We start from the raw sequence: 24,406 nt of genomic DNA, 5'->3' as shown, positions 1-24,406 counted from the left end.
ATGACTGAACGCAGTGTTTACGACAGTTACCATGAAATGTTCCGTACCGATGTACGCAAGTTTTTAGAAACCGAAGCGGAGCCCCATCGCGAAGCCTGGGAAGCGCAAGGCCATGTCGATCGCAGCGTCTGGCAGAAAGCCGGTGAACTGGGTTTTTTGTGTCCGACCATGCCAGAGGCATACGGCGGTGTGGATGGCGACTTTCGTTTCAACTCAATCGTCGACGAGGAAGTTTACCGTGCCGGGTTAACCGGGCTGGGTTTTGGTTTGCATTCTGACATCGTCGCGCCTTACATTTTGCATTACGGCAGCGACGACTTGAAACAACGTTATCTGCCCGCCATGGCTCGGGGTGAGAAAATTGCCGCCATCGCCATGACTGAACCCGGTACGGGTTCAGATTTGCAGGGCATTAAGACCAACGCCGTTTTGCGTGATGGGCAGTGGGTGTTAAACGGCAGCAAAACTTTTATCACCAACGGTTACATGGCAGACGTTGCTATTGTCGTTGCGAAAACCGATCCGGACGCCGGCTCGAAAGCATTCAGTCTGTTTCTGGTCGATGCCGGAACCCCTGGATTTGAGAAAGGTCAACCGTTGAAGAAAGTCGGCATGAAAGCTCAGGATACCGCCGAGTTGTTTTTCAATGACTGTCGGCTCGACGCTGGTCAATTGCTCGGCGAGCGCGGCATGGGTTTGATGTATCTGATGAAAGAATTACCACAGGAACGACTCAGCGTCGCCGTGGGAGCAGTTGCACACGCGCAGAGCCTGTTGTCGCAAACGTTGGCGTATGTCAAAGAGCGCAATGCCTTTGGTAAAGCCATCGCCAGCTTTCAGAATACGCAGTTTAAACTCGCTGAAATGGACAGCGAACTTACCGTGATGCAGGTGTTTGTAGATCAGTGTCTGGCCTGGCATATCGATGGCAAACTGGACGCCGTCATGGCCGCCAAAGCCAAATACTTGGCGTCTGATCTGCAATGCAAAGTGGCCGATGAATGTGTGCAACTGCACGGCGGTTACGGTTACATGTGGGAGTACCCGGTGGCGCGTGGTTGGGTGGATTCGCGCGTGCAGCGTATTTATGCAGGAACGAACGAAATCATGAAGCTTATCATCAGCCGCTCGCTGTTGGACCGGCAATGAAACCACTGGCGGGTCTGAACATTCTGGACTTCAGCACGTTGTTGCCCGGCCCTTGGGCGACCGCGCAATTGCAGAGTATGGGTGCGCAGGTGACGCGAATTGAATCACCGACGCATCCAGATTTACTGCGCGCTTACCCCAATACCTTCGCGCAGCTCAATGGCGAAAAAAACACGCTGGTGCTTGATCTGAAAGACTCAACGTCCATTGCAACGATTAAACAACAATTGCGCGATGTCGACATCCTGCTGGAGCAGTTTCGTCCCGGCGTCATGCAACGCTTGGGGTTGGGTTACGATGCCTTAAAAGCGGAATTTCCGCAGTTGATCTACTGCTCGCTGACGGGCTACGGGCAAACGGGTCCGCTGGCGATGCAAGCCGGGCACGACATTAACTATCAGGCGATGGCCGGGTTGGCGAGTTACAACGGCGCCGCGACCCCGGTGACTACCGCCGTGCAAATCGGCGACATTGCCGGTGGTAGTTATCCCGCTATGGTAGCCATATTGGCCGCTGTTATTGAACGCCAGCAAACCGGATTCGGCCAGCATATTGATATTGCCATGGCTGATGGCGCGCTGGCCTTAAACACACTCACCGCCCCTGAAGTATTGGCAGGTCAGCCGAACCCCAAGGCTTGCAGTAATCTGCTCAATGGCGGCTCGTTTTACGACTACTATGAAACCGCAGACCAGCAATGGCTGGCCGTGGGTGCTTTAGAACCCAAGTTCTTTAACGCCCTGTGCCAAGCTTTGGGCAAGCCAGGATGGGTCAGTCGGTTTGCCGATTACAGCGACGCCAATCAACAGTCATTGAAATCGGATTTGCGCGCCCTGTTTCTACAGCGCACTCAGCAAGCGTGGCTGAGCATTCTTAATGACGAATGCTGCGTGACGCCGGTGTTGAATCTGGCCGACGCGCTGCGCCATCCGCAGTTTGTCGAACGAGGAGTGGTCCGCGTCGACGATCAAGGAAAACAGTATCTGAACGTGCCGATCCGTTTTCACGCGGAACAGGACTCAACCGGATAACATGTCCAGATCCAGCCGGTGGGTGATCCGTTGTTGTTGCACAAAATAGTCGTCGTGACTGACCAAAATAATCGCTCCCTGAAATTGCGCCAGCGCATTTTCCAACGCGATGGTGCTGTCCAGGTCCAGGTGATTGGTCGGTTCGTCCAACAGCAGCAATTGCGGAGTGACCTTGCCCATTAATTTACTGGCCAACACCACCTTCAGTTGTTCACCGCCGCTGAGTGCGCCAAAGGGCACGTCTGCCTTTGTGTTGCGTAGACGTAGCCAGGCGAGACGGTCACGGCCTTCCTTTTCACTGAGCTCGGGTTGCAGCGCCAGCAAGTTTTCCAGCGCCGAATGTTGTGCCTGAAACCCAAAAAAATGTTGATCTAGGTAAGCCACAGGCACATGGGTATAAACCTCGCCCTGCCAGAGATTTTCACGACCTAAGATTGTTTTTAACAACGCACTTTTACCCGCCCCATTACGGCCGGTAATGTGCAAGCGAAAAGGACCGTTCAGGGACAGAGTCAGCGGTGGATGCAACGCCTGCGTGTAACCCGCACAAGCGTTCGTCAACCTTAAAACCACTTTTGCTGATGAAACTTTTGACGCCGGTAATTCAAAGCCGATGGGGTCAAACCACTCGCGCTGGTTTTCGGCCAACTGGGTATCCTGCAGGCGACGTTCGCTGCGATTATCCCGCAAAATCTTGGCATTGCGCATACTGTTTTCACCGGCCTCTTTGGCACCATCGCGTTCTAGTACGCTCCAGTTCTCACGCTTGGCTTTGGCTTTGCCCAGTGCCACCCGCTGCTGTTGTTTCTCCAGCGCTTGTTGCGCTTTTATGGCGGTTTGTTTTTGCTGCCGTCGCGCCTGATTCAACTGCGATTCCTGCTGTTCCCAGCGGGCGTGTTTGCTCTGAAAGTAGGCGTCGTAATTTCCGGGGTGGGTGTGAATTTGCGTGGGTGTCAGTTCGTAAATCGCCTCAACGGTTTGCAGCAGAGCCCGGTCGTGTGTCACTAAAACAAACTGCTTGTTGCTGGTTTCAAGCCATGTCGACAACAGCGCTTTGCCGTCTCGGTCGAGATGATTAGTAGGTTCGTCGAAAACATAAACATCTGGATTTTTCAGCAGAGCCGCAGCCCACATAACACGAAACTGTTCGCCACCACTGAAGCTCGCGATGGGCCGCTGTAAATCAAGGTCGTTAATAAAACCGACCGTGTTCAATGTAGTACGTAACTGTACCGGCCAATCCCAGAACGCTTCCGCTAATTCGAAATCGCGTTCGTCCACCGAGCCCGTTTCAATGCGTTCGATCGCAGCAACGGGCGCCGCCAGGCCCAGCACCGCAAGTACCGGATCCGACGCCTGTCCAGTCCATTGTTGAGGCACATAGGCAACGTGAGCAGGCGCAGTGATCTGGCCGTCGGAAGGCAACAGCCTACCAGAGAGTATTTGCGCCAAGACCGATTTACCAACGCCATTGATACCCACCAACCCGCAAAGGCGATGTGAAAACGGAGCTGTAATCGAGTTAAAAAGTGTTTGACCGTTGTTCAGGGTGAACGAGACGTTGTGTAACGCCAAAGGCATAGCCATAGATGATTCTCCAAATCCGATAAATGTGTGGTGCGGATGTGAAAAATCATTACTTCATTGGCTGAGGGACCTTTGCAGGTGAGCAGAAGCCGGTACTTTAACAGCGGTTTTCGGATATGTCTAATTTCTCAGATGTTGTTTTGGCCGAAAAAAGGGCTCAGTGAATGGTGATCACTTAAGCAGGATTAACTTCGGCATTCGCAGCAGTTTTCGACTTGCTTTCATCAGAAGATTTTCGCCGCCAAGGACCGGTGTAAATAACCCCACCGTCGCATCTGCTTTGGCTGACATGACAGACACATCGCAACGGATGCAAGGGCATGGATGCCCTTGTAAGCGCCGCGCGTGCAGGGACGCACGCTCAAGCGACCGTTCGAAGAAAGTGTCCGGCATGGCAGAAAACCAAAGCGGGCAACAGTGGGGGGGTTAAAATCGATTAAAAGCGAAGCCCCAATGGGCTTCGATTCGATTTTAACGACTTCACCTCTGGTGAAGGCCGGATCAAGGGGATCTCCCCTTGAAAGAAAAAATTCTCTTAGAGAACTTTTGGTTAAAAATGGAACCATAGTCTTCGTAACTGATTTAATACTTGAAGTAAAAAATCTAGGTTAAACTAAGTCACCGAAAAACGTAAAAGTCTCAAACAAAATGAAAATAAGCTTAAGTAAGTACCATTCGGGTTTGGGGGTTTTGCTCGGTGCGACGACTCACTTGAAACCCCCAAGGCAGAAAAAAAGGGCTCTGACAGACCCGTGCAGTCAATTTATTTCAACTTCGGTAAACACCGGATCATGGGGAACTCCCACTGGGATGATGATTTCTTTCGTTAAGAAACAATCGATAAACCTCCACTAACCCAAAAAAGTAAACCACTCACCATCAATGCAATTTAAAAAACGAAATCGATTGCACCAGATCCTTACTCAAATCACGCAGAATCTCCGTTGAGTTCAACGATGCTTTGGCGCGGTCGGTATTTTCCTCAGTAATCACACTCACGGCATCGACAGCGGCACTGATGTCCAACAAGGTTTGGTTTTGCTTTTCGGTCGCATCGGTGGTTTGGGCTGAGTAATCTTTGATGGTGGCGACAGCGGCATTAAAGTGCGAAATAGCTTCGCCAGATTCGGTGGCCTTTGCCACAGACGCCACCGATTGCTGGTGGCTGTTGCCAATCACGGTAACGGCCTGACGGGAACCCTGGCGCAGTTCTTCCAGTGTTTTTTGAATTTCTTCGGTGGCTTGCTGGGTGCGTCCGGCGAGGCTGCGCACTTCATCGGCGACGACGGCAAAACCGCGACCCTGTTCACCCGCGCGCGCGGCTTCAATGGCGGCGTTTAACGCCAGTAAGTTGGTTTGTTCGGCGATGGATTGAATGGTACCGATGATGGCGGTGATGTTTTCGGCTTGTGCGTCCAGCTGTTCAATGACTGAAACAGACTGTTCAATATCTGCCGCGAGGCTTTCGATGGAGCGGACAGTTTCCGTGACAGTGACGCTGCCATTTTCGGCATATCCATCGGCCTGGTTGGCCACAGTGAGCGACTCATTTGCAGCCTCCGTCACTTCACTGGCAAAGGCTTCTAACAGTTTGGTGGCTTCGGTTAATTGTTGCAGCCGTTGGTTCTGGTTTTCAGCGCTGCTTAAGCGTGCTTCGGTATCGACCAGTATTTCCTCACTGGACAATTTAAGGTGTTCGGCCAGTTCAACGACAGACTCCACAATGCTGCGCAATTTTTCAATCATGGTTGCAACCGATAGTTTTACTTCGTCAACTTCGTCGCCGTTTTCGCGGGCGACAATGTCGGCAGTCAGGTCTCCAGTCGCTAGTTGGTTGGTCAGTGACACAATTGCGTACAGGTTGCTTTTTAAATTACGTAATACACTGAACGAAATAATTATGGCGGCCAATGTGAGTAAGCCGATGATGATAATCAGGTTGCGAATGGTTGCTTGCTGCGAGGCAATCAGTTGCTCTGAGCGCATCGCCACCAGTGCGCCAAAACGGCTGCCGAATTCTTTAACGATGTTGTCGATGGGTACCATGGCCTCTAACACGCCTTTGTCGGCGGCGTTGCGGGCATTCCACGCGCCTTTAGCGATCCATACCTCTGCGGCGGATGCATACACCTCTTGCGCCTGGGAAACAGCGTCGTTGAAGCGGTTGGTAAAGTCAGAAAGGCTGCCACCTTCGTCTGAATTGGCCGCGTTCCAGCTGTTGGCAATGGAAATGTCGAGCGTCGACAGGTGATCGGCCAGTTCCTGTTCACGGCGTTTACCTTCCGCAATAATGGCTTCTAATTCAGACTGTTCAATCTTCTTGGAAAAGAATTCCGGTGCTTGCGCGCGAGACAGATTGTATTGCGCTTGCAAGTCTTCCCAGTGTTGCAACAGCTCCACTTCAAACTGACGCAGATTCGCCTCTTGTTGGCTTGCTCGAATGGCGTTGCTGAAACTACTGATAAAGAATCCAGCGGTGACCAACAACGCAACGATAAGACCCGAAACCAGCAAACTGATTTTCAGCGATATAGATAACTTCTTCACAATAAGGCTCTTTGGTTTGGTGGCAATCAATTAAGGGCACTTTAAAAAAACCTTAAGTCCCCTTAGCGTGCGGGCTAGCAACACATAGAGATCGACGGACTTTTTAGATGTGCCCTTAACTAGTGTAGAAGGTTATCGACAGATGGCCGCGAAAACTGAGCCCTTTGGTGAATTTTATTGCGCAATGGTAAACAGGTCTTCCATCGGGTGTTTGGCTGTGAATTCAGCCACTTCTTCGCGCAACCAGTGCTTGAACGCCGTTAAGTTAGTGTTCGCATGCTGCTCTTTACGGTGAATCATAAAATATTGAAAGTGGCTGGAAATGGTCACACCCAACAGCGGCACCAGCTGGCCACTTTCCACCAGACCTCGTGCCAGCGTGTTACGCACCACGGCGATACCATGCCCAGACAGTAACATTTCAATGGTGATACTGCCTTCGTTGATGACCTGTTTCTTGATGCGACGACCACGGGTGCTCACCCCGGTCTTGCGGAACCAACTTTCCCAGTTCATGCCGCTGTCGACCCAGCCATGAATCAACATGAATTTAAGCACGTCTTCTGGCTTTTTTATTTGCTTGGCAATCTGAGGAGACGCCGCAGCGTAGGCGTATTCATCCATCAACGATTCGCAGCTCAAGGCTGGGTAGTCGTCTACCCCCAAACGAATCGCTAAATCGAGGTCGCTGTTTAGCATGTCGACTTGGGTGTGGGTGGGGTTCAAGCGCAGTTCCACATCCGGGTAGCGGTGATTGAACCGCCACAAACGCGGCACCAACCAGCGGGCAGCAAAGCTCGGCAGCATGGTGACGCTGAGTACATCCGGTTGTTTGTAGTGGTCTAGTTTGCGCACGGCTAACTGCAGCAGTTTCAGTCCATCCTGCACCTCCGGCAGAATCAAATGCCCCTGTTCACTGAGGACCATTGTCCGGCCTTTGCGTTGAAACAACTTAACGCCCAGGCGGTTTTCCAGGCTTCGAATCTGTTGCGATACGGCGGCTTGCGTTACACAAAGTTCTTCCGCGGCGCGGGTATAGCTGCTCAAACGCGCAGCGGCTTCGAAGAAACGAAAACTTTCCAGATCGGGTAGTTTGAGTTGCGTCATAAGGAGTTGACCACGAGTTCAAATATAAGATTTGCTTATGGAATCTGTTAGGAACTATCGTTGGTATCATAACAAGATCTGCTTCAAAATGACCACTGTTTCAGTCTTTCACCGCCGTTCAGGCAACATCATGGGTAGGCATACCCGTCAATCAGGGAGACACAGCATGGCACTAAACTTCATTTTTCGAATTCCGGAAATGATGATGATCACTCTGCGCAAGGAACAGGAAAAGCGCAAATTAACCCGTCGCATTCGAAAAGCAGAACTAATGTTAGATCAAATGCCAGACTGGCAAAAAAAAGATCTCAACATCAGCATACGGGACTTCCAAACCTATAAACACCGCATGTAATTGCGCATGCCACGATTCACCGAATTCTGACCTTATAAGCGCCAACCCACGGTTGGCGCTGCTTAAAATAAACAGCCAAAACCGATCCGCGTTGCCGTCATTTGCCCAATCCAGAACAGAGACTAAACTTCCCATTATGTAGTCGTGTTAATCCGTCACGAGGTAGCAGATGCCGGTTTTCTCCATGGTTAGAGTGTTTTCGCTTCTGTTGCTTATAACCTGCCGCATGGCCGGTGCAGAGACCATTCATTTAGCCTACGCCGATACCGAGTCCTTCCCTTATCAGATTGACAATTCAAACCGCATATCCGCTCAGCCGGGTATCGCGGTCGATATTATCCAGACCATAGCACGACAAAATAATTGGACCATAGAGCTGGAGCGCTTGCCCGGTAAGCGAGTTATCTATTCGTTAGAGCAGGGTGAAATAGATGGGGCTTTTATTTTTTCCTACAACGCTCAACGCAGTGTTTTCACCCGCTACCCAATGCGCGATGGTAAGCCCGACCACGAAAAGCGCATTGCCACACTAAGTTATTATCTCTACACCCTTAACGACAGTGGCGTAACCTGGGACGGTGAAGTGTTCAGCCAACTTAACGGGCCACTGGGTGTCGATCTGGGCTATTCGATAGTTGGTAACCTGAAAGCTTTGGGTTATCCAGTGGAAGAGACCCCCGGAACACTGAACAATCTGAAAAAGTTGATGACCAAGCGTATACCGGCCTATGTTGGTCAGGGCGTGGTGGTCGACCGATATCTGAGCGACATGCCGTCGAGCCAGATTCAAAAAAGCACATTGCCCATCGTGACCAAAGATTATTTTTTGGTTTTCTCCAAGCCCTTTGCCGAACAGCACCCTGCGCTGGTGGAACAATTCTGGACGGCCATCGGCGAACAGCGCGATTCGCTGACCGCAACGTTTATTGATCGTTACGTATCCGATCATACCGATTGAGCAACTGCGGTTGGCGCTGCCCATTTTTCTGATACGCTGTGCCATCTGAAAATATTGGATGCAGCGCCATGGAAACTCTCATCAAAGCCTATCGTAAAGCCGCATCGGGCTGTCGTTACAGTGCCGCCCGACACACCGCGCAGAATTTAAAAATGCGATTGCAGGCTCTGGCCGATGCCGTCGACGATAACGAGCAAACGGATGTCTATGGTGACGGTGCATTGATCGAACAGTTCGAGCAGGAAATCGCCGCCTTGCTCGGCAAAGAACAAGCGCTGTTCTTACCCAGCGGAACCATGGCGCAACCTATTGCGTTGAAAATCTGGGCTGAACAGCAACGATCACCCAACGTTGCGATGCACGCGACCAGTCACTTGCAATTACACGAACATAACGCCTATCAAACTCTCTATGGTCTACGCGGTGTGACGCTGGGCAGTCATCATCGGGTGCCCACCCTGGCGGATATCCAAAGCGCTGCGGTAGAGCCGTTGGCCGCAGTTTTGCTGGAATTGCCCATGCGGGAAATTGGAGGGCAGCTACCGGCTTGGGAAGACCTGGTGGCGCAAGCCAGTTGGGCGCGTGAACACAACATAAAATTGCATATGGACGGCGCTCGGTTGTGGCAATGCCCACCCGCTTATGGGAAATCCTTAGCGGAAATTTCCGCGCTGTTCGATTCGGTGTACGTCAGTTTCTACAAAGACCTGGGCGGTATTTCCGGTGCCTGTCTGGCGGGCGATGCAAGCTTTATTGCCCAAGCAAAAATCTGGGTGCGCCGCGCCGGCGGTAATCTTTTCTCGCTGGCCCCTTATATCGTGGCGGCACGCGAAGGCTTAAAAAAACACCTACCTCACATAGCTGCGCGTCGCGAACAGGCGATATGGCTGGCGGAGCAGTTGAATCAGCTACTGGGTGTGACCACCTGGCCGCGCGTGCCGCAAACCAATATGTTTCGGGTACGAATGTCGGTCGATGTAGAAAGGTATCTCAACACTGCGACCCAGTGGATGCTCGACAACAACGTCGCACTTATCACGCCGCCTTACGAAACCGGCGAAGGCTATTACCTGTGTGAAATGACCATTGGTGACGCGTTCACAGAACAGACACCGGCAGAATGGCAGCAACACCTGGCCCGGTTTGCCGAGCAGGTTCTGATTTGAACGCAGTGTGATCTGAGCGACGGACTCACCGCGTATGGTTTGTTAGGCTGCAGCGCAAATGTTAAGAAGCCTGAGCCATGCTGCTATTGTTTAAAATGTTCATTGGTGCCATTGCCGTTATGTTGGCGGTGTTTTCCCTCGCTGAATTGGGAATTCGGTATCTACAGGACGCGTTAGTGTCGTGGCACAGTGCCCGCGCGCTAATGCAGTTGTGTGTGTTTTCAGCGTTGGCTTGGTACTTATCACCCACGCAGGTGCGGAAACGTCATCTGCCGTGAGTCGCTGGTAACTGGCCGCAGTTTCAGTATGATGCAGCTCGTTTGCATCGACCCGGGAAGAGTCATGAAATTAGAAGATATCCGTCGCGAATATACCTTACAGGGGCTCGATCGAGAGCAACTGAATGCCGACCCCATTGTGCAATTTGAACAGTGGTTGCAACAGGCGATGGACGCCAACCTCAATGCCGACCCAACCGCCATGTCATTAGCGACTGTGAACGCCGAAGGCCAGCCGAGCCAGCGTATCGTGCTGCTCAAGCAATACGACCCGAAAGGCTTTGTTTTCTACACCAATCTGCAAAGCCAGAAAGCGCAGGACATTGCACACAACCCCAAAGTAAGCCTTCACTTCGCGTGGACACCGCTTGAGCGGCAGATCATCGTCTATGGCGAGGCCGAGAAGCTGTCGGTCGCCGAAGCGACTCGGTACTTTCTGTCCCGTCCCCGTAATAGCCAGATAGCTGCCTGGACCAGCCATCAGAGTCAAAAGATCGGTTCTCGCAAATTGCTGGAGCAGGCGTTTGAACAGATGAAGTCGAAGTTCAAAGAAGGCGACATCCCACTGCCGTCGTTTTGGGGCGGCTACCGAGTTAAGCCGACCAAAATCGAATTCTGGCAGGGCCGTGGCTCCCGTTTGCACGACCGGTTCATGTACACCTTAACCGACGGTGCATGGCAGTTGGATCGTTTGCAGCCCTAGCCCGTTGGGTTGCGCTGCATCAACTATTTCGCAGCTTTCTCGTAAATTAGATTTTTATAATATAAATCTGGCCTACACTCATTGCATCTTACCTGCAAAGAGGGAGTCAACGATGAAAGTGAATATGGGCAATGTGGATCGAATCGTACGTTTAATACTGGCCGCCATCATGATTTTAGCGGTCGTATTGCAATGGGTCAGTGGCGCAATCGCCATTATCGTCGCGTTGCTCGCGGCGGTATTTGTGATTACAGCGACCGTGAAGTTCTGTCCCTTGTATCTGCCGTTTGGCCTGAGCACCAACAAATCGGAATAGCGATAAAAGATCGGATTGAATGTCACTAAATTAAGTGGCATTTCCGATCATCCAAGCGAAACACATAATTCGGACATTTTTGAACCGGCGGATATGACCGTTCCGTGGCATTTGCATTGGCGGAATTCGTTGGCGCGTCGCAACGGGTTTAGAGGGGGCTGCCCGAATGGCACTTACTTACGCTGATTTAGTTTTTATCTTCGGATTTTGCGTCATTCGGTGACTTGGTTTCATTGGTAGATTTTCGCCGTCAAGGACCGCTACAGCTCAGCCCTTAACAATCCCAGCCGCCGCCACAAACGACTGATCACACGTCTCAATTTCGTCTTCGACAGGTCGTTCGCGACGGCCATCCATGGCCGGCTCACTTGTTCAAGCATCCCTGCTTGAACAACCTGTGAGACGCAAATTGCTTCGCGTGGTCGTTTGAAAGGCGGAGAAAACCGCGGCAAGAGTTACTTTCTCGAAAGATAAAACCAACCTCTAAATTCTATCTACCAAAGACTGGCGTAAATAACTGTTACGTCGCATCTGCTTTGGCTGACATGACAGACACATCGCAACGGATTCAAGGGCAAGGATGCCCTTGGAAGCGCCGCGCGTGCAGGGACGCACGCTCAAGCGACCGTTCGAAGAAAGTGTCTGGCATGACAGAACTCCAAAGCGGGCGATAGAGGGGGGTGCAAGGGGATCTCCCCTTGAAAAGAAAAACCCGCCAAGAGATCTTTTTGTTAAAAATGGAACCATAGTCTTCGTATCTGATTTAGTACTTGAAGCAAAAATCCCGGTTAAACTAACTCACCGAATGACGTAAAAGTCTCAAAAAAACGGAAATATGCTTAAGTAAGTGCCATTTGGGGCTGCCCACTTGAAAAGAAAAACCTTCCAAGAGAATGGTAATTGAGAACTCAACCAAAGTTGTCAGACCAGATTAATTCTTCGCATCAAACAACACACAATTCCACCAAGTCGCAGGCACTTCAGACATTAAAAAATACATTACCAATGAGCTTTATTGGTCCAAGTTACATGAAAGGCCGAATATCAATACCCAGGGCGCGTGCGTCCAGAGTGTTGATAATTTCAACCTCCACTTTGGCATCCGCTAAATTTAGCAAGTGCGTTTCCACCTGGTGTTGATGACGGGTATTGAAAAACACCCGTACCAACGGCAGTTTGGGTTGCCGGCGGTTAGCCTCAACAATCACCCCTGCGCGACCATTCGACAGTTCGACCAACGTACCCACCGGGTAAACCGACAGGCAGCGGATAAAGTCATACACCAGGTCTTTGTCGAGATGAAAAATGCTCCACTCAATCAATTTTTTCAGCGCTTCATTGGGCGCCATACCAACGTGATAGACCCGGTCGGCAGTGACCGCATCGTATACGTCGCAGATCGCAGACATGCGTCCGACTTGGGTGATTTGGTCTTTTGGTAGGTTGCGCGGGTAGCCGCTGCCATCCAGCCGTTCGTGGTGCAGCGCGCATATACTGCGCGTGACGTCACTTAAGCCGGGCGTTACGTCGAGAATCTGTTCGCCATAAGACACATGGCGCTTCATTTCTTCCCATTCTTCCGGGGTCAGCTTACCGGGTTTGTTTAATATTTCGTCGGGTACCAGAATTTTGCCAATGTCGTGCAACAAGCCGCCGGCCACCAGTTGCCGGGTGAGATCATTGTCCATACGTTTTGAGCGGGCGAAGATGCCCATCAATAGGCCCACGTTAATGGAGTGTTCCAACAAGTACTCATCTTTAGAGCGAATGTAAGACAAACAGGCCAGTGCGTTTTCATTGGCGTCCAGCGAGCTGACCAGGTCCGCTGCAGAGTTATCCACCGCTTCGGCATCAACACTTTTACCCTGCTTGATGTCCTCCAGAATCCCGCCGATCAGGTTTTTAGTTTGGCCATAGAGTTTGTGGGCTCGTTCGCGTTCGGCCTCCACCGAGGTACGTACCGACGCACGCGTACCGCTTTGTACACTGATTGATCTGAACTGCTCTGCCTGTAATTGCTTAACAGCATCCACCGGTATGCCATCGGGGCAATCCACGCCTTTATCGGTATCGATATAAATTTCCTGAACGCCCAACGCACGTACCTTGTCGATGGTCGACTGATACTTAATTAAACCGCTGCGCGATGCATTGCTCTTGGGCACCCACTGATTGTTCAGGTCGGCCACGTACATGCCAGGCTTGAGTTGGTCTATGGTGATTTTTTTTATCAATGCACGAACTCAACAAATAACTAAGTTTCAGCATAGTTCAAGGCCGCCTCAAGTGTCAGCATTATTTGCCATAAAGCCGATAAGAATAAGTCGCATCCACGGAAGATATTCCCCGTCATATTAGATAGTCTGTAAGGCACTTTCACAGCTAATAAAAAGAATTCTATGTTGACCTACGCTGATTACCTGAAAATTGACGACCTGCTGGACCTGCAAGCCTTGCGTTCGGAGCCGCCGGAACACGACGAAATGCTGTTTATCGTGATTCACCAAACCTATGAGCTATGGTTTAAGCAACTGCTGCATGAAACCCGGTTCTTAATGGGCCGCATGCAGGCAGACGACATTTCTCGCAGTTTCCATGTATTGAAACGCATTTTGAAAATCATGAAAACGTTGGTGGGTCAGGTGGATATTCTGGAAACCATGACGCCGCTGGAGTTCGACAGTTTCCGGCACCGGTTGGACTCCTCCAGCGGGTTTCAATCTTATCAATTCCGCGCATTTGAGTTTCTACTCGGCTACAAACGCGAACAACCCTTGACGTTTCAACCGGAAGGTTCCGTAGGGCGCAAGTTACTGGAAGATTGTTTGCAAACACCGTCGGTCTGGCAGGTGTTCGTGCAGCTGTTGGCCCGACACGGTTACGCCATTCCGGAAACGGAATTAACCAAGCCCGTGACCGAAGCGACGGTTGAAAACGAGCAGGTTCAGCAGGTACTGATTGAACTGTACCGCACCAACCACAACCTCTCTGAACTCTGTGAACTGCTGGTGGATCTTGATGAAGGTCTGCAAGAATGGCGTTACCGCCATGTGAAAATGGTGCAGCGCACCATTGGTGCGAAAATGGGCAGCGGCGGCAGCAGTGGCGCGGCTTATTTACAGCAAACTCTGTTCAAACCGGTCTTCCCAGACTTGTGGGAAATCCGCTCCGCACTGTAGAGGTTAAGCGCATGGACAATTGGAATGCACGCGCCGAAGCCCTGCAGGCGCACTACAAACATTTTCGGGTTAATGAACGCATTTTGCTCACAGGCCATTCGCATCAGGCCTGGCCGGATGTTGCCCGAGCGGCGCAATTGGACGCCTTTGATGACGCCGCCCAATGGGTCGACGACAAATGGGACAAAGCCTTTGCCAAAGCCGATACCCTGCGCCAGTTTTATCTGGACCGGTTAGGCGACCGGCATGGCGAGATCGTGTTGGGCACCAACACTCAGGAATTGCTGGTGCGCTGGCTATCCGCTTTACCGCTGCAAGCACACGCAAAAATCATCACCACCGACGGCGAGTTTCACTCCATGCGCCGGTTGCTGGACCGCCTGAATGAAACCAACATCGACGTGGTCAAGGTTGCGTCACAACCGGTCGCAACGTTAGCCGACCGCCTGCTGGCAGAAGTCGACTCCAAAACCGCCGCAGTCATGTGCTCCATGGTCATGTTCAAAACCAGCGAGATTGTGCCGCACATCGATTCGCTCGCCCGCCAATTGCGAACTCAGGCCATTCCGCTACTGCTGGATGCCTACCACCTCGTGAATGTTGTCCCATTTTCAATGGACGACCATGAACTGCACGATGTGTTTGTGGTCGGCGGCGGCTACAAATACTGCCAGTTTGGGGAAGGCAATTGCTTTTTACGAGTGCCGAAACAATGCGATTGGCGACCTGTTGTTACCGGCTGGTATGCCGAGTTTGCCAACCTGAATCAGGCGCCAGGTCAAGCCGTGCAGTACGGCACTGGTCGCTGGGCGTTTGAGGGTTCAACCTACGACCCAACCAGCCATTACCGGGCCGCCAGCGTGATCGAATTTTTCAATCAACAAGGGTTGCACGTCGACACTCTGCGCGCCATCAATCAAGCACAGCTGCGCGTGCTGTTGCGTGAACTTCATCGCTATGCTTGGCCGCAAGACATTCAGTTGCCTGATGACAACATAGAACAACGTGGTGGTTTTTTAGTGTTAAAAACTGAACGTGCCGCCGCGCTGGTCAGTGCCTTGCGTGAGAAAAATATTTTCACCGATTCACGGCAGAACAACCTGAGGATTGGACCAGCACCGTACATTACCGAAGCGCAATTAATGGCCGCCGTGGCAGAATTACACCGCTGCGCGACCGCATGACATTAACACCAGGCAGGGACGGTTTCGGGTAACGGTGCAAACAGATCAATCGAATTCCTGTTGCCCTTTTCGCTGGTACCCTTCGCGATGTTAAAGCACTCCGCGCTGTGGCGTTCGGCTATGCCGACGACTTCAACATCCAACTTGCCGGACTGCGCCATGCCATCGAGAATCTCCAGGACTTCTTGCTCCGTCATTCCTTTGCGGTATGGCCGGTCCTGCACCAGCGCCTGGAAAATATCGGCCACCGCGATGATGCGAGCTTCAATGCTTAACTCACTATCTTTTAAATGGAACGGGTACCCCAAACCGTTGACGCCCTCGTGATGAAACGCCGCCCACTCCGCGACATCCCCCAAACCACTGATGTGCCGCAGAATTTCGAAGGTCTCGTAACTGTGTTGATTCATGATTGCCAGTTCCTCCGCATTCAGCGGCCCTGGTTTTTCCAGAATATGATCCGGCGTGTGTAACTTACCCAAATCATGCAACAGACCGGCGATTTCCACCTTGTCGCACAAGTAATCGGTCAGGCCGTACCTGTAAGCCAGAAACTTTGCCAAATCCGCCACACGGGCCGAATGCTGCGCCGTGAAAGCGCTCTTCTGGTCAACGATATAAGACATGATCAGCGACAGCTGTTTGATTTGCTTTAACGACAATGGCTCGCTGCTGGAGAACTGACCCATATCCCACGTATAACGCGTAATGTGCCGATCCGACAGCGTAATCCAGAAGGCTTCAGAGGCTTCTACCAGCGCAAAGGCATCGATCAGAAACGGATCGAAATACGTTTCCCGATACGAATTGATAGAAGCCAGAATCTCATCACGGACAATGAGAATATCGCTGTCGTAATGCGTTGCCGCCAGAACATCCACCCGGTCAGACAGGAAAATCAGATTCGCCTTACGTTTAATCTCGTCCGGCAAATCTAACGTTTTCAGCTTCTCCCAGGGCGTGTGATGATAAAGAATCGGCAACGCATACTTCTCCAGTGGTACAAAATCTTTTAACAACCGGTACCCGATCTCACAATGAATGTGCGCATCGCTCCAATCGAAATGATTCACCAGATTCGAATGCATCTGTTCCGTAGACACACCACAATCGTGCAGCATGCCCAGTTCGAAAATAGCCTGAATCTCGTCATCGGATTGACCCAGCCCCGAAGAGATCTGACTGGCAATATACCCCACCCGTTTACCATGATTGGTATCGTTCATACCCACCAACGACACCGCCGTTTCGATAGCGAGAATCATTTGACGTAAATCGATCGTCATTGAGGCGGGCTGGAACATAGAATCCTCGACGCGTAGCGTTCAATATGACCAAGTGTAGACCGGATTTTTCCAAAATCACAAAGCTGGCAACAAAGATTCACAAAGGCCTGTAACGCCGTTAGCGGCATGACTTCAACCCGCCAGTTAACGCAGCTAAAGCAGATGTGATTGAATGGTTTTTACTTTTATAAGAAAGTGGAATTTGATTCGATAGGTAGGAGCAAACAACCGAGGCACGAGGGCGGTCGCGCTATCTTTTTAGCACTTGCTTTTGGTGTTTGAGCGGGCAAATAATTCAGTTTTTCTTTTCCAAGAGGATCTTTGAAAGCTGAATTCTTTTTGCGCCCTGAAGTTTTTGCATCATTCGGTCATTTGGTGTCATTGGAAAATTTTCGCCGTCAAGGGCCGAACCGGTCCGACGATTCGGGCTCGGCCCTTAACAATCCCAGCCGCCGCCACAAACGACTGATCACACTTCTCAATTTCGTCTTCGACAGGTCGTTCACGACGGCCACCGAAACGTCGGACCGCCATTTCCAGCTCACTTGTTCAAGCATCCCTGCTTGACCAACCTGTGAAACGTAAATTGCTTCGCGTGGTCGTTTGAAAGGCGGTGAAACGGCCGTGTGACTTGCCTTCTTGATAGACATTTCTTCGGTCAATTTCTGTCACACCTTTCAATAACGAGCTTATCGAAAGCCATTGCCGACTTTGGCGTAAATAGCTGTTCCGTCGCATCTGCTTTGGCTTGTTAGTTACTCAACACAATCAACGAGCACAGAAGTTTTATTCTCGTTTAGGTGGAAGAAAAACTAGAGCAGATTCATGGAAAGCACCGGATGGTACTGTTGTACCGGTTTTCCTCTATTCATGGAAAGAGTTCGATGTAATACTAAATTGTTAACAAGGACCAGCAACACTAGGCCCTTTAATACCCCTTCGCGTTGCTGCGGGTGGGCCTTCGACTCACTACCGCTCGCGGTTGTGGGCAACGTTATTGGTTCTTGGGGTCAGTGTGTATTCAGGTGCTGTTGGCTCCACCAATGTCGTTCACCAGCGATTGCGGGACAACGCGTATGATGAACAGCATGGCTCCATCACTCGGGGCTAGCACACAAAGCCAAACTTCCCGGCCCGGGAAATCGCCTGGGTCCGGTTTTTAACGCCAAGCTTCACGAATATGTTTCGCAGATGCGCCTTGACTGTAGACAGTGAAATTCCTAATTCCCGGGCCAATTCCGGATTGCTCATGCCGGATTCCAGGAGGGCAAGTACCTGCCGTTCCCGGTCGCTCAGAGGATCGTTGGCCTCCGCCTGCCTTGGCACATCCACACCCATAGCAGCGAGAATCCGGCCTGCCTCCTTGGCCACTCCCTGATCCTCAAGGCAATCCTGCAGTCCTGATGCCAGACCCGGACCATCATCTAGAAAGGTGCGCAACTGGTCGTGCTGAACGGAAAGCCACAGAGCCTGATGCATGAATTGCCGGGCCGACGGCCGATCTTCCCGCTGTGCAAGGCGATAGTCCAGCAGGGCGGCCTTGGTTTGCCAGGTGATCACATTGCCAGCCTTCGCCTGTTCCCGGAAGTGTGACAGCGGATCTGCGATATCGCCACCCAGATCAACCTGCACGCGCAACCACACCGCCAGCCGGGCAAAGTCGAGCCAGGTAGGCATGTCGGGCAAGTTGGGGTCAAAGTGGTGGGTCCATGCCAGCAGAGTGTCTATCTGCCCCTGGGCGGCACGAAGCAGAGCGCGCATCAGGTCCGGCTCAAGAACCGTGTAGTGCCAGTGCTGAACATCCTGGCGAGAATGCCAGTACTCAATCTGCTCAATGGCTTGTTCCGCCGTGTCGAAATCGCCGCGGTTCAGGGCAATGTGCCAGCGCAGAAACTCAAAATACACCAGGCATTGGGGCATTAGCTGGTCCGTTGCCATGGTGAAGGCCTGGTTCAGTGATTCGGCCGCGGCTTCGAGCTTGTTCTGCTCGCGCAGAATCAGGGCTCGCTGGCAATACAGGTTGGGCGCCCACACATTGTTTTTCCATCTCGGGCCAATCGCTTCCTGCGTTCGATCGATCCAGGCCATGGCGTCCCTGTGTTCGCCCTGTTGAACCAGGCTTGTCACCAGCCAGATAAGGCTGACAATTTGGCAGGATGCATTCTGATTACGCCGCGCCTGATGGATGGCCCTGAAGCCGAAATCACGGGCCAATGGCAGATTCATCCGGTAAAACTGATCGGTGCAGCAGCCGGCAAGCGTCCAATCCAGCAATGGCGAATCAGAAAACTGTGCCTCGTCGCTAAGCCCTTTGGACAGCGCCATAGCGGTCTGGATATCTCCTCCGAGCCTGGCAATATGGGCCCGTAAAGAGGCCATATGCAGGGGGAATTCAGCTCGTACAACGTCGGGCAAGGATTGTCCTGCCGGGAAGAGCGGCTCTTCTTCCGGAGCCCAGTATGGATGATGGCTGAAGCAATGTTCCGCTTCGCGCAGCGCCTGAGCCGCATTAATCAGCTCACCACGCTGAAACAGAATGAACCCTTCCAGATACCGAAGCCAGGGGTTTGCGGCTAGCCAGGCGCGGGGGAACTGCTGCAGGCATCTCTCGGCCCTGGGCAGCCAGCCCTGCTGCCACCACAGCAAAAAATGCAGGGTGACCAGACGGGCGGCGCTGCTCCAGTCGCTCAACGCGACCCATTGCTCGAAGGCTTCATAGGTGTAACCCTGATTTTCCAACCAACGGGCTGCGCGTTGGCGAAGGGCGTGTTCCCGGGTGGCTGGAAGCGGCATGCTGTTCAGCCAGTCGCGGAACAGATCATGTAACCGGAACCACTCATGTCGGTCGTCCAATGCCTGCACCAGCAGGTTATGTCGAACCAGGTATTCCACCATTGCCTCGCTGTCCTCGCGTTGCAGCAGCGCACTGCAAAGCCCTGCCGAAAAGCGAGGAAGCCGGGCCACGTGGATCAAGAACGACTGGACGGCGTCCGGCTGACGCTGGAACAGTTCATTCATCAGATAATCGGATAATCCCTGTGCCTCATGCCGCGCGGGTTCTGGAAGCTGGCCGTAATGTCCCTGCTCCTGCCAGGCCAGGCCTGTGAGATGCAGGGCAACCGCCCAGCCTTCTGTGCGAGCCAGAATCTGCTGAATCTGATCCGCTGACAGTACCAGGTTGAATCGTTCGGCAAACAGTTCCTCGGTGCCTTCGCGACAGAATCTCAGCTGAGCTTCACCGATCATCTGATAGCTTCCGGCCAGGCGACGCCTCGCAAGACCAAGGTCGGGCTGTGTGCGCGACACCAGAATGATGCGCAGGTTGTTTGGCAGATGGTCCAGAAACCAGTCAAAGGACGACAGCAGGCCTGGATCGCTCAGCGTGTGGAAGTCGTCGATCACCAGATAGTGTGCATCGTTGGCGGCCCAACTGCGGGACCAGGCCCAAAGCTCGTTGACCAATTGATGAACGCCGGGGCGGGTACCCTCACCGGTGTCGGCGAAGTGGGGCCAGACATTGTTGATGAAACGGGCATTGAGTTGACCTAGCGCTGAACAGAACGCATACCAGAAAGCCACGGGGTCGTTCTCTCCTGCATCCAGTGACAGCCAGGCCGCTTGTTTTCGGCGTTGCTTCAACCAGTCAACCAGCAGTGTGGTTTTGCCGTACCCGGCGGGCGCGCAAACCAGGCATACCTGGCGGGCAGTGGCATCGTCCAGGGCCTGAAGCGGGCGGTTGCGGGAAAGAAATCCTGCGGGCAGGCCAGGCCTGAGAAGTTTGGTTGCTAGCAGCATCGTTCATCAGTGTCATGAGCTTGGATGGTTAAGATATTGGCTTCCCGGAAAGCCTGCAACCGAAATTGGCAGATCTCTGATGGCCCACAAAAAAAGGGCCAATACAAAAATTGGCCCTAGAAACACTGATCAGGTTTAAGCTTGCAGCTACCGGATGACACCCACCCCCACGCCATCAGCGAGGACGTCGGCAAGGTTGTCCAGTTCGTCCAGGTAATAACTGTAGGGAGCACTACTGAAGCTGCCCGTCCGGGTGATTTCATTGTTGCCACTGTTCAGGTAACGGTTATTGCGCTCAACCACGTAGCCGTCTTCGCGGCTGTAGCGGTTGGTGGAGATGGGCAAATCTACCGAATCGAAGATATTGCCCTCTACCAGCATCTGGGCGCCCATCCGCGAGTTGATCGCGAAATCTGCGTTCACCACCAAGTTGTTGTAGAAGTGGCCGGTGCCGAAACGCAGGCTTGGGATGCGGGAACTCACATTTTCGAACAGGTTATGGTGATAGGTCACCTTCAGACGGCCGCGGTCGCTATCGCCGTGGTCATCGCCAGCGCCGACCAGACTGCCTTTGATGTGGTCGTGCATGTAGTTCCACGACACGGTCACGTAGCTGCTGCCGCGGGTGATATCCACCAGGCCGTCGTAGTAGTCCTTGTCGTGGTTGCGGTCGTTCCAGAGTTCATTGTGGTCGATCCAGATGTTTTCGGATTCTTTGACCTTGATGAGGTCGTCTCGGCTGAAGGACAGCTTGAGGTTGCGAATAATCACGTTGCGCACGCGCCGAATGTCCAGTCCACCGCCGGTGAAGCCGCTGTTATTGCCAACACCCAACACCGTCGTGTTGGAGCCGACCCGCACCATGCCCGTGAGCGGAATGATGCCCTGAACACGAATGATGTGAGGCTCGTCGCTGTCCGCGTAGCGGGCAAACTCCTCCAGGTTGCTGACGGTGACTTCGCGGCCGCCCTGACCACCGATGGTACCGCCGTTAAGGGTCGCAAAACCAAGCATCTGTGCCGGTTCTGGCTCGACGGGTGTGTCGTCGTTTTGCCAACTAATAGCCAGTGAATCGATGTTGGCGCCGCCATTCGCACCGGTACCTGTCAGGCGGATTCTGTTTTCACCCTGGGCGAAGTAAACCGTTGCGGAATCTGTCTGCCAGCGATCCCAGCCACCGGTCGGCCCGAAGTGCAGGTTGGTTACGGACTGGTCGTTAATTCGGATGTCGCCCGGGCGCGAGTCGCCAGCCCCGTTAGCATACCGGAATTCAAGCTTGTAGTTGCCGGCTCTTTCGACATCCATGTGCCACTGGATAAAGCCGCCTGGTTCATTGGGCTCGAAGTTCACATACGCAGAACCCTGAAAGCCTCCATGTTCGTTCTGGCGCACCGCACCGGACAACCAAATGGCATCCTCTGCCTGCTGCTCCTGGGGATCCGGTATCGCAGGCCCGACTGGCAGGATTTCCCAGCGCTGGTGGGCAGCTCCATAATAAGAGCCCTGCACAATATTAGCGCCACTGCTGGTCGACCCATCCAGCACCTGCAGTGCTTTCTGGCTGTGGCGTGCCATTAAACTGAAAGACTGGTCGCCCAGTTCGCGGATTTCCCAGCGCTGGTTGGCGTTATTGGTGGATTTCCAGGGCCATTGCAGCACATTAGCGTTTTCCTGGACGGAACGGCCGGCAACGTCCAGCGCTTGGCCGCTGCTGCGGTTGATCAGCCGATGAGAGCCATCGCCGTTATCAATTACCTGCCATTGCTGGTGTGCGCCTTCCCAGTAAGACCATTGAAGCACGTTGGCGCCGTTTTCTGATGAGGCGCCATTCACGTCCAGAGACTGGCCGCTTTGTTGATTAACGATGTAATAGAACTGATCTGCGTCGAACGCCTGGGCCGAAGGCACCAGCATCGCCGAGACCAGCAAACAGCCCGTTAACCCGCTAACTATTCTTGTTCGATTGCGCATCGGGAATGTCCTTTTTCAATGAGAAACAAATGGTCAACTTTCCTTGGCCAGTCTATCCCCAGCTCCTGCTCATTGAATCGGTCAATCGGTCATTTGTGCATTTAAAACTGTGACAGAACACGCAACGCCCGCCGAAGGCCCGGTGAAGGTCTTTATAAACGCCGTCAGTTATGTCAAACCTGTCGTCACGCAGTTTTAAAGGGAGTTATCCGATGGATTCCAAAACAAAAATTACCGTTGCCTGTTTTCTGCTGCTCTGGCACGGCCTGGTGATGGCAGATGCTGAAGTGACTCGTCAGAACGATGGCAGCTGGTGGTCCCGCGTGGATGGGAACACCGTATACCAAGGCGACCAGTTCTTTGATGCAGTAAACGCGGCGGCCAATAGCATGGGCGCGGGCACGATTAATGTGCGCAATTCCGGTGCTAGCGGGCTCGATACCGGCCGACTGCACGCGATACGGCCTCGAACCGATCAGACACTGGATTTCCACGGTCACCGCGTGATAGTGGAAGGGGGCGAGTTCGTTGTGCCGATCTACTGCGATAATCGAAACAATATTACGGTGCGCAACCTGCATGTGACCGGCGCCCCACGATACGGCCTCTGGTTTCGAGGCTGTTCGGATGTGGTCCTTGAAGACATTACCATGGACCTGACTCGCCACAGATCAGTGGGCCTAGGCATCCGGGTGGATGACTCCACCGGGCTAGCCAAAAATCTGACGGTGCAGGGCACTATCCATATTAAAGGTGCCAACGGACACGGCCTGGAAACCTATGGTGTGGACGGCTTTACCATTGGTGACGTAACCGTAGTCGATTCCGGAGGATCCGGCGTGTTGCTGAATAATTCCCGGAATGGAACCGTAGGCCATGTGGTGGGCCTGAATAACGACACCGGCGGCGGCTATGCCAGTTTCCGCGTAGCCAATAATAATGGCCCTAACGTGTCTGTGCGCAGCGTTTACTCGCGGAATTCCGGGCGAGGCGTTTTCAGCGTCAGCGGCAGTCATGGCACCACCATTGGTTCTGTTGATATCGAGAGTTCTTCCGCTCAGGGTATTTTGCTGGAGGACGCAACGGACACCCACATTCTGGGTGGCCGTGTTGCCGACGGCCGGCCCAATTGTCAGTTGGTTCGAACCGATTCGTCCAGTATCCATGTGAATGGCTGCGACCCCATAGGAACACCACCGAGCGGCAGTGACAGCAACCTCATTGAAGGCCGTTACCGAATTGTCCCTGTACACAGCGGGAAAACGCTGGACCTGCAACAGTGCTCGACCCAAAACGGCAGCGAAATCGGTCAATGGGACTGGCTTGATAACGATTGTCAGGTCTTCACCATCACACCGGTGGATGGCCAATGGCACACACTCTCCGCGGAGCGCACGCCCGGGAAGGTTCTGGATGTAGAAGACCAGTCCTTGGATAACGGCGCCAGGATCCTGAACTGGGACTACTGGGGCGGTGCCAACCAGCAATTCCGTTTTCAGAATGCTGGCGCTGGGAAATGGCGTATTGTTAACCGGCGCAGCGAGCTTTGCATGGATATATCAGGGCGCTCGGGCGCCAATGGAGCAAAATTGATTCAGTGGGAGTGTACGCCTTTAAGCGCCAATCAGCAGTTCCGGTTGATCGCGCACTAACGGTTTTCCGGGCGACACCAATGAAGACAGGGATTCAATGGCTGGGGTTCACGAGCCGACGTCTGATTCGTAGCTGATCAGGTCCACATCCGCCGCTTCCTGCCGCAATGGCACCAGCGCCTGATAGGCGGCGGACTCGTGC

Annotated in this window: 19 protein-coding genes; 11 read left to right on the top strand and 8 right to left on the bottom strand. The window is 52.8% G+C overall.

All coding sequences use genetic code 11. The features are described from left to right. Positions 1-1,149, top strand: coding sequence for an acyl-CoA dehydrogenase family protein (locus IYN85_RS09695; RefSeq protein ID WP_196158695.1), 1,149 nt, complete (start codon positions 1-3; stop codon positions 1,147-1,149). Beyond that, the gene (locus IYN85_RS09690) at positions 1,146-2,180 is read left to right on the top strand and encodes a CaiB/BaiF CoA-transferase family protein (protein ID WP_196158694.1); all 1,035 of its coding nucleotides are present in this window, start codon (positions 1,146-1,148) and stop codon (positions 2,178-2,180) included. Before IYN85_RS09695 ends, IYN85_RS09690 begins: the two co-directional genes overlap by 4 nt. On the opposite strand, the gene IYN85_RS09685 is transcribed toward IYN85_RS09690, so the two are convergent. The 3 genes from IYN85_RS09685 to IYN85_RS09675 form a co-directional block, all read right to left on the bottom strand. After that, positions 2,169-3,767, bottom strand: coding sequence for an ABC-F family ATP-binding cassette domain-containing protein (locus tag IYN85_RS09685; protein ID WP_196158693.1), 1,599 nt, complete (start codon positions 3,765-3,767; stop codon positions 2,169-2,171). The genes IYN85_RS09690 and IYN85_RS09685 overlap by 12 nt on opposite strands. An 879-nt stretch (positions 3,768-4,646) precedes the next feature. Continuing rightward, positions 4,647-6,314: a methyl-accepting chemotaxis protein gene (locus IYN85_RS26360; protein WP_196158692.1), complete on the bottom strand. Its 1,668-nt coding sequence runs from the start codon at positions 6,312-6,314 to the stop codon at positions 4,647-4,649. Between the two features lie 174 nt (positions 6,315-6,488). Beyond that, the gene (locus tag IYN85_RS09675; protein ID WP_196158691.1) at positions 6,489-7,421 is read right to left on the bottom strand and encodes a LysR substrate-binding domain-containing protein; all 933 of its coding nucleotides are present in this window, start codon (positions 7,419-7,421) and stop codon (positions 6,489-6,491) included. Between the two features lie 166 nt (positions 7,422-7,587). Between IYN85_RS09675 and IYN85_RS09670 the strand changes: the two genes are divergently transcribed. The 6 genes from IYN85_RS09670 to IYN85_RS09645 all read left to right on the top strand — a co-directional run bounded on the left by IYN85_RS09670 (position 7,588) and on the right by IYN85_RS09645 (position 11,197). Beyond that, positions 7,588-7,776: a hypothetical protein gene (locus IYN85_RS09670; RefSeq protein WP_196158690.1), complete on the top strand. Its 189-nt coding sequence runs from the start codon at positions 7,588-7,590 to the stop codon at positions 7,774-7,776. A gap of 184 nt (positions 7,777-7,960) precedes the next feature. Continuing rightward, positions 7,961-8,734, top strand: a complete 774-nt coding sequence (locus IYN85_RS09665; protein ID WP_196158689.1) for an ABC transporter substrate-binding protein — start codon at positions 7,961-7,963, stop codon at positions 8,732-8,734. Positions 8,735-8,802: 68 nt separating this feature from the next. Continuing rightward, positions 8,803-9,900, top strand: a complete 1,098-nt coding sequence (locus IYN85_RS09660; RefSeq protein WP_230390661.1) for a low specificity L-threonine aldolase — start codon at positions 8,803-8,805, stop codon at positions 9,898-9,900. A 77-nt stretch (positions 9,901-9,977) separates the two neighbouring features. Further along, positions 9,978-10,178, top strand: coding sequence for a hypothetical protein (locus IYN85_RS09655; RefSeq protein WP_196158688.1), 201 nt, complete (start codon positions 9,978-9,980; stop codon positions 10,176-10,178). Between the two features lie 64 nt (positions 10,179-10,242). Then, complete coding sequence (gene pdxH / locus IYN85_RS09650; RefSeq protein ID WP_196158687.1) at positions 10,243-10,881, top strand: pyridoxamine 5'-phosphate oxidase; 639 nt, start codon at positions 10,243-10,245, stop codon at positions 10,879-10,881. A gap of 112 nt (positions 10,882-10,993) precedes the next feature. Continuing rightward, complete coding sequence (locus IYN85_RS09645) at positions 10,994-11,197, top strand: DUF2892 domain-containing protein (protein WP_196158686.1); 204 nt, start codon at positions 10,994-10,996, stop codon at positions 11,195-11,197. A 1,025-nt stretch (positions 11,198-12,222) separates the two neighbouring features. On the opposite strand, the gene IYN85_RS09640 is transcribed toward IYN85_RS09645, so the two are convergent. After that, a complete protein-coding gene (locus IYN85_RS09640; protein WP_196158685.1) occupies positions 12,223-13,431 on the bottom strand; it encodes an HD-GYP domain-containing protein in 1,209 nt (402 codons plus the stop codon). 165 nt (positions 13,432-13,596) lie between these two features. Here IYN85_RS09640 and IYN85_RS09635 point away from each other — a divergent pair, with 165 nt between their 5' ends. After that, positions 13,597-14,376: a tryptophan 2,3-dioxygenase gene (locus IYN85_RS09635; protein ID WP_196158684.1), complete on the top strand. Its 780-nt coding sequence runs from the start codon at positions 13,597-13,599 to the stop codon at positions 14,374-14,376. Between the two features lie 11 nt (positions 14,377-14,387). Further along, on the top strand, positions 14,388-15,560 hold the full coding sequence (locus tag IYN85_RS09630) for a kynureninase (protein WP_196158683.1): 1,173 nt from the start codon (positions 14,388-14,390) through the stop codon (positions 15,558-15,560). 2 nt (positions 15,561-15,562) lie between these two features. On the opposite strand, the gene IYN85_RS09625 is transcribed toward IYN85_RS09630, so the two are convergent. The 4 genes from IYN85_RS09625 to IYN85_RS09610 all read right to left on the bottom strand — a co-directional run bounded on the left by IYN85_RS09625 (position 15,563) and on the right by IYN85_RS09610 (position 22,612). Further along, positions 15,563-16,864, bottom strand: coding sequence for an HD domain-containing phosphohydrolase (locus IYN85_RS09625; RefSeq protein WP_196158682.1), 1,302 nt, complete (start codon positions 16,862-16,864; stop codon positions 15,563-15,565). A 360-nt stretch (positions 16,865-17,224) separates the two neighbouring features. Beyond that, complete coding sequence (locus IYN85_RS09620) at positions 17,225-17,380, bottom strand: hypothetical protein (RefSeq protein WP_196158681.1); 156 nt, start codon at positions 17,378-17,380, stop codon at positions 17,225-17,227. Between the two features lie 573 nt (positions 17,381-17,953). Then, the gene (locus tag IYN85_RS09615) at positions 17,954-20,641 is read right to left on the bottom strand and encodes a LuxR C-terminal-related transcriptional regulator (RefSeq protein ID WP_196158680.1); all 2,688 of its coding nucleotides are present in this window, start codon (positions 20,639-20,641) and stop codon (positions 17,954-17,956) included. A 147-nt stretch (positions 20,642-20,788) separates the two neighbouring features. Then, positions 20,789-22,612 carry an RICIN domain-containing protein gene (locus IYN85_RS09610; protein WP_196158679.1) on the bottom strand — a complete coding sequence of 608 codons (1,824 nt, stop codon included), beginning with the start codon at positions 22,610-22,612 and terminating at the stop codon, positions 20,789-20,791. Positions 22,613-22,824: 212 nt separating this feature from the next. Between IYN85_RS09610 and IYN85_RS09605 the strand changes: the two genes are divergently transcribed. After that, positions 22,825-24,264 (top strand): RICIN domain-containing protein, encoded by a 1,440-nt coding sequence (locus IYN85_RS09605; RefSeq protein WP_196158678.1) that lies wholly within the window; start codon positions 22,825-22,827, stop codon positions 24,262-24,264. The last annotated feature ends 142 nt before the right edge of the window (positions 24,265-24,406 follow it).

Origin of the sequence: Reinekea sp. G2M2-21 (assembly GCF_015687175.1) — a bacterium.
Lineage (GTDB): Bacteria > Pseudomonadota > Gammaproteobacteria > Pseudomonadales > Natronospirillaceae > Reinekea.
This window is presented reverse-complemented; position numbering and strand designations above follow the sequence as displayed.